The sequence below is a fragment of the Mesorhizobium sp. M7A.F.Ca.US.007.01.2.1 genome (genome assembly GCF_003998165.1).
Taxonomy (GTDB): Bacteria; Pseudomonadota; Alphaproteobacteria; order Rhizobiales; family Rhizobiaceae; genus Mesorhizobium; species Mesorhizobium ciceri.
In genome coordinates this window covers 1-14,417 of sequence record NZ_RZQP01000161.1, presented here as the reverse complement: position 1 = coordinate 14,417, position 14,417 = coordinate 1, and the positions used below count along the sequence as shown (strand labels likewise).

Sequence of the window (14,417 nt, the reverse complement as noted above, 5' to 3'; positions counted from 1 at the left end):
GGCAGGACGCAGGGTGCTGGTGATCGACGCCGGCCGGCCGCGCAACCGTTTTGCCGAGCATTCGCACGGCTTCCTCGGACATGACGGGCGCGCGCCCGGCGCAATCCTGGATGACGCAAGGCGCCAACTACTGGCCTATCCGGCAGCCAGGGTTGTCGACGGGCGCGCCGACAAGGCCCTTGCCGCTGGCAGCAGCGATTTCGAAATCACCACCGAGGGTGGCGAGACATTCGGCGCGGCACGGCTGGTACTGGCCACTGGGGTGCGCGATATCCTGCCGGAGGTTGCCGGGCTTGCCGAGCTCTGGGGAAAGAGCGTGCTGCACTGCCCCTATTGCCACGGCTACGAAGTTTCCGGCGGGCCGCTCGGCGTGCTCGCAACCGGTCCGATGTCCATGCATCAGGCGCAGCTGATCACCGATTGGGGCGATGTCACGCTGTTCGGCAATGGCCTGTTCGAACCTGACACAGAGCAGATGCGCGCGCTGGAGAGCCGAAAGGTGCGGTTTGAGCCCACCAGCGTTGCCGAGCTAGAGGAAGACGGCTCCGGCGGATTGATCGTCCACCTCGACGACGGCAGAAAGGCCGGCGTCAGGGCGATGTTCACCGCTCCGCGCAATATCATGGCCAGCCCGCTGGCCGAACAGCTCGGCTGCGGCTTCACCGAAGGCCTCCTCGGCACGGTGATATCAGTCGACGACAGGCAGCAGACGACCGTGCCCGGCGTCTACGCCGCCGGCGACGCGGCACGTTCGATGCACAACATCGCCTTTGCAGTATCGGGTGGCACCTTTGCGGGCGTCTGCGCCCACCAATCGCTGGTCTTCGGCTAGAACCCGGCTTCCGCGCCGGCGATGCTGAGCCGGGCGCCGGCCTGCGCAAGGGCGGCGGCCAGGTCGTGCGGCGGCGAGCGGTCGGTGGCGAGTTCGGAAAAGCTGTCGAAGCCGCAGACCTGGACCAGACCAAGACGGCCGAATTTCGAGTGATCGGTGATGACGAGGGACCGCTGGCCGCGCGACAGCACCATGCGGGCGAACTCGGCCTCATCCAGATCAAAATCCATGACGCCCATCACCGCGTCGACGCCCCCGGTGGAAATGATGGCGTGACTGACCGAGAAGCGACTGACAAAATCGATCGCCGAGGCGCCGAAAGCAGCGCCGGAATCGCTGCGCAGCTCGCCGCCGGCCATATAGACCTTGTTGCCGTTGATGGTGGCCAGCGTGCGGGCGATGTCCGAGGAATTGGTGACGACCGTCAGGCGCCGGTGGCCGAGCAGTTCACGCGCAAGGAACGAGGTCGTCGTTCCGGTGTCGAGCATGATGGATTCCCCGTCGCGGATGGTGGCGGCGACCATGCGGGCAATGACGCGCTTGGCGTCGGCGTTCTCACGCATGCGCCGCTCGAACGGCGCTTCGCCGATCATTGACGGCAGGCCGATGGCGCCATGCATCTTGAGGACAGAGCCATCACCGGTCAGCGGCTTGACGTCGCGGCGCACCGTCTCGAGCGACACGCCCAGCCGGTCGGCCAGACTGGCGATGGTGACGGTGCCCTCTTCCTGCAGGAGCCGCAGGATCTCGCCGTGTCGTTTGGACTGGGCCATCTGGTTTCCCGAACTGATGCTCTTGACCGATTCTAAGGTAATTCAATTGCTTTTAAAGGAACTACCTTATGCTTTCAGGCAAAATACCCGAAAAAAGTCACAGCTTTTTATTGACAAGCGGGAAACCCTGGCGTGAAATCAAAGACATCAACAGGCTTCAGATCTGCGACTGGGGGCAGAGCCGCAACTCAGCGATCAGGCCGTTTGGAACGTGCCTGTACAAGGAATTTTCAGATCCGCGGGGGCGGATGCCGGGCTCAAAAACCTGGCCAAGGGGCTCGTCGGTGCGGTGCGGGATACCGATCCTGGCGTCCCGCACCGACGAGATTATTTACGTTTCTCCCCGCCGTCGTTGCGCTGTTCACGGCGCCTTGTCGAAGCCCAGCAAACCAGGGATGATTCCGTGACCGCCGAAGATCGCATCCGCGCCCTGCCCTGCTGGACCGGTGGCATCGAGATCGCACCGCTGCCCGGCGGTCTGAGCAACGCGAATTATGTGGTCACGGACGCGGCGGGACGACACGTCGTGCGCTTCGGCAAGGACTATCCGTTCCACCATGTCTTTCGCGAGCGCGAGGTGATGACGGCGCGGGCGGCGCATGCCGCCGGTTTCGCGCCGGCCGTCCGCCATGCCGAACCGGGCATCATGGTCACAGAGTTTCTCGGCGCCAAGACCTATCTCGCCGAGGACGTACGCGCCAATCTTGGCCGCGTCGCAGCCCTGATGCGCGCCTTTCACCGGGAGATGCCCAATCACGTCTCCGGCGCCGGCTTCATGTTCTGGGTGTTCCATGTCATTCGCGACTATGCGCGCACGCTTGAAGAAGGCGGCAGCCGCAAGCGCAGCGACCTGCCGCGCCTGCTGACGCTGGCCGACGAACTGGAGCGCGCGCAGAAACTGCTGCCGATCGTCTTTGGCCACAATGATCTGTTGCCGGCCAACATTCTCGACGACGGCAACAGGCTGTGGCTGATCGACTTCGAATATGCCGGCTTCAACACGGCGATGTTCGACCTCGCAGGCGCCGCCTCCAACGCCGGCATGAGCGACGAGGAATCCTTCGCCTTTCTGACCGCCTATTTCATGAAAGAACCGGACGAAGCGATCCGCCGTTCGCACGCGGCCATGCAATGCGCCTCGCTGCTGCGCGAGGCGATGTGGAGCATGGTGTCCGAGCTCTATCTCGACGCGCCCGGTATCGACTACGTCGCCTACACCGAGGAAAACCTCGCCCGGCTCGACACGGCGCTGGAAAACTACAGAACGAAGTACGGGATGCAGAAATCATGACATTGCCGACCCAGGCCGCCATCGTCGTCATCGGCGGTGGAATCATCGGCTGTTCGACGGCTTATCATCTGGCGCGCGACCACAAGGCCGATGTCGTTCTGCTCGAACAAGGCAAGCTGACCTCGGGCTCGACCTGGCATGCCGCCGGCCTTGTCGGCCAGTTGCGCTCGTCGGCTTCGATCACCCGCGTGCTGAAATACTCCGTCGACCTCTACAAGGGCCTCGAGGCCGAGACCGGCCTTGCCACCGGCTGGAAGATGACCGGCTGCCTCAGGCTCGCCACCAATGCCGACCGCTGGACCGAGTACAAAAGGCTGGCGACGACGGCGAAAAGCTTCGGCATGGACATGCAATTGCTGTCACCGGCGGAAGTCAAGGCAATGTGGCCGCTCATGGAAACCGGCGATCTTGTCGGCGCCTCCTGGCTGCCGACCGATGGCCAGGCGAGCCCCTCCGACATCACGCAGTCGCTGGCCAAGGGCGCGCGCATGCATGGCGCCAAACTGTTCGAGGATGTCCGCGTCATCGGCTTCGAAATGAAGGACGGCCGCATCACGGCGGTGAAGACCAACAAGGGCGACATTGCTTGTGACAAGGTGGTCAACTGCGCCGGCCAGTGGGCGCGGCAGGTCGGCGCCATGGCCGGCATCAACGTGCCGCTGCAGCCGGTGAAGCACCAGTACATCATCACCGAGAAGATCGACGGACTGGCGACCGACGCGCCGACCATCCGCGATCCAGACCGGCGCACCTATTTCAAGGAAGAGGTCGGCGGGCTGGTGATGGGCGGCTATGAGCCGAACCCGCAGGCCTGGGCTACTGGTCTCCCCGGCGGCGACGTCCCCAATGATTGGGAATTCAGGCTGTTCGACGATGATTACGACCATTTCGAGCAGCACATGAGCCAAGCGATCGCGCGCGTGCCGGCACTGGAAACCGTCGGCGTCAAGCAGATGATCAACGGGCCGGAGAGTTTTACGCCAGACGGCAATTTCATTCTCGGCACAGCGCCCGAATGCGCCAACATGTTTGTCGGCGCCGGCTTCAACGCCTTCGGCATCGCCTCGGGCGGCGGCGCCGGCTGGGTGCTGGCGCAGTGGGTGGTCGATGGCGAAGCACCGCTCGACCTGTGGGTGGTCGACATCAGGCGCTTTTCCAATTTGCACCGTGACCGTCAGTGGGTCTGCGACCGCACGCTGGAGGCCTATGGCAAACACTATACGATCGGCTTTCCGCATGAGGAGTATGCCAGCGGGAGGCCGCGCATCGTCTCGCCGCTCTACGACAGGCTGAAACAGCAAAATGCCGTGTTCGGCTCGAAGCTCGGCTGGGAACGGCCTAACTGGTTCGCGCCCGAAGGCGTCGAGCCGCAGGACATCTATTCGATGGGCCGGCAGAACTGGTTTGTGGCGGTCGGCGACGAACACCGGCATGTGCGCGAAAAAGTCGGCATATTCGATCAATCCTCCTTCGCCAAATACGAGCTGAGCGGGCCCGATGCGCTGAAGGCGCTGGACTGGGTCTGCGCCAACGACGTCAGCAAGCCGGTCGGCCGGCTGACCTACACGCAGCTTCTCAACACACGCGGCGGCATCGAGGCCGATCTGACGGTGGCGCGGCTGGCCGAAGAGAAGTTCTACATCGTCACCGGCACAGGCTTCCGCACGCATGATTCCTGGTGGATCGGCGATCATATCGGCGAAGGGCTCGATGCCAGGCTTGTCGATGTCACCGAGGATTTCGGCACGCTGTCGCTGATGGGTCCTCGGGCGCGCGACGTGCTTTCGGCCGTGACCGAAGCCGACGTCTCAAACGTGAGCTTCCCGTTCGGCCATGTGCGTGAGATTGCCATCGCCGGCCACACAATTCGGGCGCTGCGCGTCACCTATGTCGGCGAACTGGGCTGGGAACTGCACGTGCCGATCGCGGCCACCGGCGAAGTCTTCGACGCGCTGATGGCGGCAGGCAAAAAGCACGACATCCGCCCGATCGGCTATCGGGCACTGGAATCGCTGCGGCTGGAAAAGGGCTATCGTGCCTGGGGCTCCGACATCACGCCCAACGACACGCCGCAGGAAGCCGGGCTCGGCTGGGCGGTCAAGCTGCGCAAGAACACGGATTTCATCGGACGGCGCGCGCTGGAGAAGACCAGCGGCACGGCAATGAAGAAACGCTTTGCCGGCTTCACGGTCGACGACCCCGAGATCGTGCTGCTCGGCCGCGAAACCATCCTGCGCAATGGCGAGCCTGTCGGTTATCTCACCAGCGGCGGTTATGGCTATACGCTGGGCAAGACCATCGGCTACGGCTACGTGCGCAACGCCGACGGGGTCAGCGACGATTTTCTCGCCTCGGGCGACTACGAACTGGTGGTTGCGATGGAGAGGACGCCGGCCAAGATCCACCTCGAGCCGATGTACGACCCGGCAGGCGCGAGGGTCAAAGCGTAGGTCAGGTCACGCGCAGTGCGAGGCCGCGGCTGGGCACGGTGTCGGCTTCGCCGGGCATCGAGACATAAGGGCGCGTTTCCTCGACGCGGGTGACGAGGCCCTGCGCCTCGAGCTCAGCGACGCGCGTGGCGAAGCCCTGATCCCACAGCGAGTTCTTGACCGTCAGCACGATGATGCCGCCCGGCCGGCATATGCGGATCAGTTCGTCCAGCCCCTCGACGCCGACATGACCTGATGTGAAGACGCCGGCCGAGATCACTCCGGCATAGGCATCATCGGCAAAGGGCAGATGACCGCCCAGCGCCAGGCAATGGAGCGCGGAATAGACACCCTTGCGGGCCGCCTGATCCAGCATGCCTTGTGAAATATCGAGTGCCTCGACTTGCGGGTAACCGGCAATATCAAGCCATTCGCCGATGAGACCGGTGCCGGCCCCGGCATCGAGCAGCGGTGCTGAACCGCGCGGCAGATGGCGGGTCAGCAGCGCAAGGCAGATCGTCGGATGGCGATAGCCGGCGGCCGACATGTCGGCGTCGTAGGTCTGCGACCAACGATCATAAAGTGCGGCGACCTCTTCGGGCCGCTTTGCCGCGTAGGCCGCGCCAAGCGCGCCCTGATGTTTGCTGTCCGCCACTTTGATCCAGTCCGCCAATTTTTGATCTCGCAGTGATGATAGCCAAAGCGCGAAAATTGTGGAACCGTTGCCGCGACAAATAACAGTGTGTGGGGGCGCAGGCATGATTACAGACGAGGCGCGTGCGGCACTGGACGCCATTCCCATGCTGGCCGGCTACAGCGGGCCGCTGGAACGGCTGGGCGGCCTCACCAATCTCGTCTTCAAGGCCGGCGACTTCTGCCTGCGCATTCCTGGCAAGGGCACCGAGGAATACATCAACCGGGCCAACGAAGCGGTGGCCGCACGCGAAGCGGCAAAAGCAGGGGTCAGTCCCGAGGTGCTGCATGTCGATGCCGGCACCGGGTTGATGGTGACACGCTACATCGCCGGCGCCGAAACCATGTCGGAGGAGAAATTCAAGGTTCGGCCGGGCAGTCCAGCCCGCGCCGGCGAGGCCTTTCGCAAGCTGCACAATTCAGGCGCGGTGTTTCCCTTCCGCTTCGAGCTGTTTGCGATGATCGACGACTATCTCAAGGTGCTGTCCACCAAGGAGATCGCCTTGCCCGCCGGCTATCATGACGTGGTGCGCGACGCCGAGAGCGTGCGGTCGGCGCTGGCCGCCCATCCGCTGCCTCTCGTCGCCTGTCATTGCGATCCGCTGTGCGAAAACTTCCTCGACACCGGCGAGCGGATGTGGATCGTCGACTGGGAATATTCGGGCATGAACGACCCGCTCTGGGACCTTGGCGACCTCTCCGTGGAAGGTAAATTCGATCTGGCGCAAGACGAAGAGATGATGCGCGCCTATTTCGGCGGCGAGGCGAGGCCGGCGGAGCGCGGCCGCATCGTCATCTACAAGGCGATGTGCGACCTGTTGTGGACGCTGTGGGGGCTGATCCAGCTCGCCAACAACAACCCGGTCGATGATTTTCGCGCCTATGCCGACGGGCGGTTCGCGCGCTGCAAGACGCTGATGGAGACGTCCGAGTTTTCACGGCATCTGGCGGCGATCCGCCGGGGGTGAGCCTGGACTAATTCACGCCCTTCGGAACGTTTTCGGGCGGCACCGTGGTCTCGACCACTTTCTGGCGATGGAAGATGAACAGACCGGCGAGAACGACGATGCCCGAGCCGATCAGGATGCGCGGGCCGGGAACGTCGCCGAAGAACACCAGTCCGAACACCACCGCCCACAGCAGCAGCGTGTAATGCAGCGGCGCCAGCGTCGAGGCCGGCGCCAGCTTGAGCGCCCTGGTGATCATCAGATGGGCGCCGCAGGAGACGATGCCGAGCAGCAGCATGGCGCCGAGATCGAGCGCCGACGGCGTCTGCCAGGCGCCGATGCTCAGCACGCCGCCGACCAGCAGTGTGCCGATGGTCTGCCATGTCACCAGATTGGTGTCGCTGGTGCCACGCAGCCGGCGGTTGAGGATGATGGCGAAGGCGAAGGCGATACTGCCCACCAGCGCAAAGCCTGATGACAGCGAGAACGCCGCCGACGAGGGTTTCAGCATGATCAGCACACCGCAGAAGCCGAGCAGGATCGCCATCCAGCGGCGCCAGCCGACCTTTTCGCCAAGCAAGAGGTGCGAGAGTGCCGCGACGTAGATCGGCCCCGCCATGTAGAAACTCATCACATCGGCCAGCGGCAGATAGACCACGGCGGCATAGAAGAGCGCGGTGTCGAGCGTGGTCATCACCACCCGCAGCAGCTGCAGCTCCAGGCGTTCCATGCGAAACAGCTTGGCCGGGCCCTGGTTGGCGATCATCGGGCCGAGCACGAAGAAGGCGCCGATGGAGCGGATCAGCACCACCTGGCCGACGGAGAAGCTGGCGACCAGCCATTTGCCCATGGCGTCGTTCAGCGCAAACAGGAAATCGCCGGCCAGCATCAGCAGAATGCCGGCCAAAAGCACATTCCTGATCGTCGAATTCTGCGCCACGGGCTGCGTCATGCCGATCCCGATTCCTCCCCCTTGTAAGCCCGCGTCGTAGACGGAAGCAGCGGCTTTGACGAGGAGAATTCGGGCGATGGGTAAGACCAGCGCCGGGAATCGGCTGTATCTAGAGCATGATGCCGAAAAGTGTGAAGCGGTTTTCGGACGACATCATGCTCTATCTCTTTGATTGGAGCCGGATATGTGCCGCCGGTTCACCATTCCCGGCCTTCCGCCGATGGACAGCCTGGTTTCCTGCTTCGTCCGCTCCGCCACCACCTTGCCCCTGGCGATGACGCACAGGCGCTCGGCGCGCAGCCGCAGGGCTTCGACCGGATTGCCGGCATCGAGGACGACCAGGCTGGCGCGCTTGCCGACCGCCAGGCCGAGATGATCGAGGCCCATGATCGCGGCATTGACGTTGGTGACCATGTCGAAGCAGCGCGCCATCTCTGCCGGGCTCGACATCTGAGCGACGTGCAGACCCATGAAGGCGACATCGAGCATGTCGGCGGTGCCCAGCGAATACCAGGGATCGAGCACGCAATCCTGGCCCCAACCGATGCGAATGCCGAGCGCCAGCATCTCCTTGACCCGGGTAAGGCCGCGGCGCTTCGGGAAGGTGTCGTGGCGGCCCTGCAGCATGATGTTGATCAGCGGATTGGGAATGACCGAGACGCCGGCCTCGGCGATCAGCGGCAGCAGCTTCGAGACGTAGTAATTGTCCATCGAATGCATCGAGGTGAGGTGCGAACCGGCGACCTTGCCCTGCAGACCAAGACGCTGCGTTTCATAGGCCAACTGCTCGATATGGCGCGACAGCGGATCATCGGTCTCGTCGCAATGCAGGTCGACCATCAGGCCGCGGCTGGCCGCGATCTCGCACAGCTCCGTTACCGAGCGCGTGCCGTCGGCCATGGTGCGCTCGAAATGCGGGATGCCGCCGACGATGTCGACGCCCATGTCGAGCGCGCGGATGGTGTTTTCACGCGCCGATGGAGAGCGATAAAACCCGTCCTGCGGGAAGGCGACCAATTGCAGATCGATGTAGGGAGCGACCGTCTTCTTGACCTCGAGCAGCGCCTCGACCGCCAGCAGGCGGTCATCGCAGACATCGACATGGGTGCGGATGGCGAGCAGGCCCATCGACACCGCCCAGTCGCAATAGGCCAGCGCGCGATCACGCACCGCCTCATGCGTCAAAAGCGGCTTCAACTCGCCCCACAGCGAAATGCCTTCGAGCAGCGTACCCGACGCGTTGATGCGCGGAATGCCGTAGGAGAGCGTCGCATCCATGTGGAAATGCGGATCGACGAAGGGCGGCGAGACCAGATTGCCACGGGCGTCGACCTTGGTCCGCGCGGAACCCTGGAGAACGGGCTCGATCGCCGCGATCGTCTCACCGTTGATGCCGATGTCGGCAACCCTGCCATCAGGCAGTGTGCCGCCGCGAACGATAAGGTCGAAATCCATCCGTCGTCATCCCGTCAAAAGAATCATCTGATATAGCCGAGGCTGAAAATCGCATCCCGTCGATGCCGCTTGCAACAGCGATTTGTCCGCGGCGGCCGCGGATGGTTTCATCCGGCCGCAACTCCCTCTATAAGCCGCCTTCGTTGTCCCGGTTTCAAGGATCCGCCGTTTGTTTCGTTTCTTCCGCTCGACGGAAAACCAGCGCCTCGTCGCGAGGTTGATCCGGGAATCCTTTTATCAGCACAGGTTTGGCTACGGCGCCGCGATCTTGTCGATGCTTGTGGTGGCCGCCACGACCGGCGCCAGCGCCTGGATTCTCAAAGAGATCACCGACGAATTCGTAGTTTTCAAGCGGATTGACCGGGTCAACCTGATTGCGGGCGGGGTCGCCACGATCTTCATCCTCAAGGGCCTCGCCAACTTCATTCAGGCCTATTTCATGAGCCGTGTCGGCAACGCCATCATCGCCGACCGCCAGCGCAAGATCTACGACCGCATCCTGGCGCAAGGCATCGAATTCTACCATTCGACCTCGTCGTCCGACCTGATCACACGCATGACCAACAATGCGCAGGCGGCACGCAACGTGCTCGACCTCGTTGTCACGTCCTATGTGCGCGATCTGTTGTCGCTGGTCGTCCTGGTAGGAGTCATGGTCTGGCAGCAGCCAGCCTTGTCTATAATCTGCTTCGTCGTCGGCCCCTTGGCTATCTACGGGGTCAACCGCATCCTGAAACGTGTTCGCAAGTTCGCCGCGATGGAGTTTCGCTCGGTCGGCCAGATCGTGCAGGTGATGCAGGAAACGGCAATCGGCGTGCGCGTCGTCAAATCCTTCAACCTCGAAGGCGCGATGCGCAACCGCATGTACAAGGCCGTGTCGGACGTCGAGAACCGGGCCAATAACATCGCGACGCTGGAGGCTGCGACAAGCCCGGTGATGGAGACGCTGGCCGGGCTGGCAATTGCCGGGGCCATCTTCGTCAGCGGCTTCCTGGTCTTGCAGGGCGGCCAGATGCCGGGAAACATCATGGCCTTCATCGGGGCACTCCTGTTTGCCTATGAGCCGGCAAAGCGCCTTGCGCGCGTGCGTATATCGCTGGAAAGCGGCATTGTCGGCGTGCGTACGATGTTCGAGCTCGCCGACCAGCCGCTCACTCTGGTCGAGAAGCCGGACGCGAAGCCGCTTCTGGCCGGACCGGGCGAGATTCGGTTCGACGCCGTCGACTTCGCTTATCAGAAAGGGCCGCCGGTGCTGGACAGGTTCGATCTGACGCTTGCGCCCGGCAAGATGACGGCGCTGGTCGGGCCTTCCGGCGGCGGCAAGTCGACGATTCTAAACCTGATCATGCGCATGTATGATCCGCAGAGCGGCAGGGTGCTGTTCGACGGTCAGGATATTTCCCATGCGACGCTCGCATCGCTGCGGGAAAAGATCGCCTATGTCAGCCAGGATACGTTCCTGTTTGCCGGCACCATCATGCACAACATCCGGCTTGGGCGCGAGGGTGCGACCGACGATGAGGTGATCGCCGCCGCCAAGGCGGCCAACGCGCATGACTTCATCAGCGCGCAGGCGAAAGGCTACGAGACGGATGTCGGCGAGAATGGCGGCCTACTGTCGGGCGGCCAGCGCCAACGGATCTCGATCGCACGCGCCATGCTGCGCAATGCGGAGATCCTGCTGCTGGACGAAGCGACCAGCGCGCTCGACGCCGAATCGGAAGCGCTGTTCCGCGACGCGCTGCAGCAATTGACGGAAGGCCGCACGACGATCGTCATCGCGCACCGTCTGTCGACCGTGCACCAGGCCGACACAATCGTGGTGCTCGAAGCCGGCAAGGTGGTGGAAAGCGGCCCGCACAAGGCCTTGCTCAAGCAGGGCGGGCTCTATCAGAAGCTCTATGAGTATCAGTTGATGCCGTAGCACTTCTCTTCCCTTCCCCCCCTTGTGGGGGAAGGTGGATCGGCGCGCGGCGCCGAGACGGATGAGGGGTGTTCCAGCGGAGTGAGACGTCGGTGTTCTCTGGACCACCCCTCATCCGTCGCCTGCGGCGACATCTTCTCCCACAGGGGAGAAGGAAGAAACCTCACTCCGGCACAAACCTCACCGCGCCCTTGGCCGCGCTGGTGGCCATGGCGGCATAGGCGCGCAAGGCGGTCGTCACCTTGCGCTTGCGCTTTTCCTCAGGCTTCCAGGCCAGGGCGCCCCTGGCCTCCATCGCCGCCCGGCGCGCAGCGAGTTCCGCCTCATCGACAGCCAGGCGGATGCTGCGGTTCGGGATGTCGATCTCGATCGTATCGCCCTCCTGCACCAGTCCGATCAAACCGCCTTCGGCAGCTTCCGGCGACGCATGGCCGATCGACAGACCCGAGGTGCCGCCGGAGAAGCGGCCGTCAGTAATCAGAGCGCAGGCCTTGCCGAGGCCCTTCGACTTCAGATAGCTGGTCGGATAGAGCATCTCCTGCATGCCGGGGCCGCCGCGCGGTCCTTCATAGCGGATGACGACGACATCGCCGGCCTTGATCTCATTGGACAGGATCGCCTTGACGCTCGAATCCTGGCTTTCGAACACGCGGGCCGGGCCGGTGAATTTCAGGATCGATTCATCGACGCCCGCCGTCTTCACGATGCAGCCGTCGAGCGCCAGATTGCCCTTCAGCACGGCAAGGCCGCCATCCTTGGAAAAGGGATGTTCGGTCGAGCGGATAACGCCTTTCTCGCGGTCGAGATCGAGCTCGTCCCAGCGGCGCTCCTGGCTGAAGGCGACCTGTGTCGGCACGCCGCCAGGGGCGGCGAGGAAGAAATCGCGCACGCTCTGGCTGGTCGTGCGGGAAATGTCCCAATGGTCGAGCGCCTCGCCCAGGGTTGACGTATGCACCGTCGGCAGGTCGCGGTTGAGCAGGCCGGCATTGTCGAGCTGGCCGAGGATGGCCATGATGCCGCCGGCGCGGTGGACGTCTTCCATGTGGACGTCGGACTTGGCGGGCGCAACCTTGCACAGCACCGGCACCTTGCGCGACAGCGCGTCGATGTCGTCCTGATCGAAATCGATCTCGCCCTCATGCGCGGCAGCCAGGATATGCAACACGGTGTTGGTCGAACCGCCCATGGCGATGTCGAGCGTCATGGCGTTCTCGAAAGCGCCCTTCGAGGCGATGTTGCGCGGCAGTGCGGTTTCGTCGTCCTGTTCGTAATAGCGCTGGGCGAGATCGACGATCAGGTGGCCGGCCTCGACGAACAGACGCTTGCGGTCGGCATGCGTCGCCAATGTCGAGCCGTTGCCGGGCAGCGACAGGCCAAGCGCCTCGGTCAAACAATTCATCGAATTGGCGGTGAACATGCCCGAGCAGGAGCCGCAGGTCGGGCAGGCCGAGCGCTCGATGACCTTGACGTCCTCATCGGAGATCTTGTCGTCGGCGGCCGCGACCATGGCATCGACCAGGTCGAGCGCCTGCGTCTTGCCGGCGAGCACCACCTTGCCGGCTTCCATCGGACCGCCGGAGACGAAGACGGTCGGGATGTTGAGGCGCAACGAGGCCATCAGCATGCCGGGCGTGATCTTGTCGCAATTGGAGATGCAGACCATGGCGTCGGCGCAATGCGCGTTGACCATGTATTCGACAGAATCGGCGATCAGCTCGCGCGACGGGAGCGAATAGAGCATGCCGTCATGGCCCATGGCGATGCCGTCATCGACGGCGATGGTGTTGAATTCCTTGGCAACGCCGCCGGCCTTTTCGATCTCGCGCGCGACCAATTGGCCGAGATCCTTCAGATGGACATGGCCCGGCACGAACTGGGTGAAGGAGTTGACCACCGCAATGATCGGCTTGCCGAAATCCGAGTCCTTCATGCCGGTGGCGCGCCAGAGGCCGCGAGCGCCGGCCATGTTGCGGCCATGGGTGGTGGTGCGGGAACGATAGGCAGGCATGTTTTTTCCTTGGTGGCTGGCCGCAGCCCAGGGGTTGGCGCGGCGGAGCTGAATTCGGACCGCAGGCGTTATAGACGCGCAAGTATGGTCTGGCCACAATTTTGCAATGCGCCAGATTCTCTCAAAAAAATGCGTGGCACTGTCGGATGGCGCGCTGCATGTCCGTCCTTGGGCAGACGGCAAGGAGATGGCACCATATTCGGAGTCAGCCGTTTCACAGGAACAGCGACCGAAACAGCACGAGGAGCACGACATGCAAAAGATCACCACCTGCCTGTGGTTCGACGGCCGAGCCGAAGAGGCCATGAACTTCTACGTCTCCATCTTCAAGAATTCCAAGGTGCTGAGCGTGATGCGTTGGCCCGAAGGCCACGCCGATGCAGGCAAGGTGTTGGTGACCACGTTCGAACTCGACGGCGTGCAGTTCCAGGCGCTCAATGGTGGACCGCAGTTCAAGCACAGCGAAGCGATGTCGCAGTCGATCGACTGCAAGACGCAGGAAGAGGTGGATTACTTCTGGGACAAGCTCATCGAAGGTGGCGGCCAACCATCGCAATGCAGCTGGCTGAAGGATAAATTCGGCGTCTCCTGGCAGGTTGTGCCGGAGCAGCTGCCGCGCCTGCTTCTGGATCCGGACCGGGCCAAGGCCGGCCGCGTAATGTCGGCGATGATGCAGATGAGCAAGATCGACATCGCCAAGATCGAAGAAGCCGCCAGAGGATAGTCGAGGGTCGCGCCGCCCCTCAACCGCCCTTCGGGCACCTTCTCCCCGTGAACGGGGAGTAGGAAAAAGCGCGACTTACGCCGCTCTGTCGCGGACCTGATAGTCCTTGATCGTGGCAAACTTGATCGCCTTCCAGCGCTCCGCTTCGTAGTTCAGCGAGAAGGCGTGCTGGGCGAGGAACACCGGGTCGTTGTCGAGGTCGCGGGCGATGTCGCCGCGATGCGCCTCGATGAAACGCTGGACCTCGGCCTTGTCGTCGGCCGAGATCCAGCGGCACACGGAAAAGCGCGACATCTCGAATTCGACCGGCAGGGTGTATTCGAAGTTCAGCCGTTCCTTCAGGACGTCGAGTTGCAGCGCGCCGACGACACCGACGATGGCCGGTGAGC

The 14,417-nt window shown here is 63.2% G+C and carries 11 protein-coding genes and 1 pseudogene; 6 read left to right on the top strand and 6 right to left on the bottom strand.

Annotated elements, in window-relative coordinates; genetic code table 11:
- On the top strand, window positions 1-832 hold an 832-nt coding region (locus EN949_RS24280; protein WP_164782539.1), incomplete at its 5' end, for an NAD(P)/FAD-dependent oxidoreductase.
- Here the strand turns inward: EN949_RS24280 and EN949_RS24275 are convergent.
- Window positions 829-1,605 carry a DeoR/GlpR family DNA-binding transcription regulator gene (locus EN949_RS24275; protein ID WP_013528029.1) on the bottom strand — a complete coding sequence of 259 codons (777 nt, stop codon included), beginning with the start codon at window positions 1,603-1,605 and terminating at the stop codon, window positions 829-831. The two genes, EN949_RS24280 and EN949_RS24275, sit on opposite strands and share 4 nt — an antisense overlap.
- Before the next feature lie 403 nt (window positions 1,606-2,008).
- On the opposite strand from EN949_RS24275, the gene EN949_RS24270 reads away from it, so the two are divergent.
- Window positions 2,009-2,896 (top strand): phosphotransferase family protein, encoded by an 888-nt coding sequence (locus EN949_RS24270; protein WP_027161834.1) that lies wholly within the window; start codon window positions 2,009-2,011, stop codon window positions 2,894-2,896.
- Window positions 2,893-5,346: an FAD-dependent oxidoreductase gene (locus EN949_RS24265; protein WP_127366635.1), complete on the top strand. Its 2,454-nt coding sequence runs from the start codon at window positions 2,893-2,895 to the stop codon at window positions 5,344-5,346. The genes EN949_RS24270 and EN949_RS24265 overlap by 4 nt, the downstream gene beginning before the upstream one ends.
- A 1-nt stretch (window position 5,347) precedes the next feature.
- On the opposite strand, the gene EN949_RS24260 is transcribed toward EN949_RS24265, so the two are convergent.
- Window positions 5,348-5,980 (bottom strand): class I SAM-dependent methyltransferase, encoded by a 633-nt coding sequence (locus EN949_RS24260; RefSeq protein ID WP_164753586.1) that lies wholly within the window; start codon window positions 5,978-5,980, stop codon window positions 5,348-5,350.
- Window positions 5,981-6,083: 103 nt separating this feature from the next.
- Between EN949_RS24260 and EN949_RS24255 the strand changes: the two genes are divergently transcribed.
- The gene (locus EN949_RS24255; protein WP_127366634.1) at window positions 6,084-6,986 is read left to right on the top strand and encodes a phosphotransferase family protein; all 903 of its coding nucleotides are present in this window, start codon (window positions 6,084-6,086) and stop codon (window positions 6,984-6,986) included.
- 7 nt (window positions 6,987-6,993) lie between these two features.
- Here the strand turns inward: EN949_RS24255 and EN949_RS24250 are convergent, their stop codons facing one another.
- Window positions 6,994-7,917 (bottom strand): DMT family transporter, encoded by a 924-nt coding sequence (locus EN949_RS24250; RefSeq protein WP_024503360.1) that lies wholly within the window; start codon window positions 7,915-7,917, stop codon window positions 6,994-6,996.
- A gap of 153 nt (window positions 7,918-8,070) precedes the next feature.
- The gene (locus EN949_RS24245) at window positions 8,071-9,372 is read right to left on the bottom strand and encodes an amidohydrolase family protein (RefSeq protein ID WP_127366243.1); all 1,302 of its coding nucleotides are present in this window, start codon (window positions 9,370-9,372) and stop codon (window positions 8,071-8,073) included.
- Window positions 9,373-9,541: 169 nt separating this feature from the next.
- On the opposite strand from EN949_RS24245, the gene EN949_RS24240 reads away from it, so the two are divergent.
- The gene (locus EN949_RS24240; protein ID WP_127366242.1) at window positions 9,542-11,296 is read left to right on the top strand and encodes an ABC transporter ATP-binding protein; all 1,755 of its coding nucleotides are present in this window, start codon (window positions 9,542-9,544) and stop codon (window positions 11,294-11,296) included.
- 163 nt (window positions 11,297-11,459) lie between these two features.
- Here EN949_RS24240 and ilvD read toward each other — a convergent pair whose 3' ends face one another.
- A complete protein-coding gene (ilvD, locus tag EN949_RS24235; protein WP_063169914.1) occupies window positions 11,460-13,304 on the bottom strand; it encodes a dihydroxy-acid dehydratase in 1,845 nt (614 codons plus the stop codon).
- Window positions 13,305-13,557: 253 nt separating this feature from the next.
- Between ilvD and EN949_RS24230 the strand changes: the two genes are divergently transcribed.
- Entirely contained in the window at window positions 13,558-14,028 is a 471-nt protein-coding gene (locus tag EN949_RS24230; protein ID WP_063170452.1) for a VOC family protein, read from the top strand.
- A 75-nt stretch (window positions 14,029-14,103) separates the two neighbouring features.
- Here the strand turns inward: EN949_RS24230 and prfC are convergent.
- Window positions 14,104-14,417, bottom strand: a pseudogene (prfC, locus tag EN949_RS24225) (peptide chain release factor 3); the annotation flags it as partial.

What these genes read in the sequence shown, in the direction of transcription:
- EN949_RS24275 (WP_013528029.1), bottom strand. Translation starts at nt 1,605, where the DNA reads ATGGCCCAGTCCAAACGACACGGCGAGATCCTGCGGCTCCTGCAGGAA.
- EN949_RS24265 (WP_127366635.1), top strand. Translation starts at nt 2,893, where the DNA reads ATGACATTGCCGACCCAGGCCGCCATCGTCGTCATCGGCGGTGGAATC.
- EN949_RS24255 (WP_127366634.1), top strand. Translation starts at nt 6,084, where the DNA reads ATGATTACAGACGAGGCGCGTGCGGCACTGGACGCCATTCCCATGCTG.
- EN949_RS24250 (WP_024503360.1), bottom strand. Translation starts at nt 7,917, where the DNA reads ATGACGCAGCCCGTGGCGCAGAATTCGACGATCAGGAATGTGCTTTTG.
- EN949_RS24245 (WP_127366243.1), bottom strand. Translation starts at nt 9,372, where the DNA reads ATGGATTTCGACCTTATCGTTCGCGGCGGCACACTGCCTGATGGCAGG.
- ilvD (WP_063169914.1), bottom strand. Translation starts at nt 13,304, where the DNA reads ATGCCTGCCTATCGTTCCCGCACCACCACCCATGGCCGCAACATGGCC.
- EN949_RS24230 (WP_063170452.1), top strand. Translation starts at nt 13,558, where the DNA reads ATGCAAAAGATCACCACCTGCCTGTGGTTCGACGGCCGAGCCGAAGAG.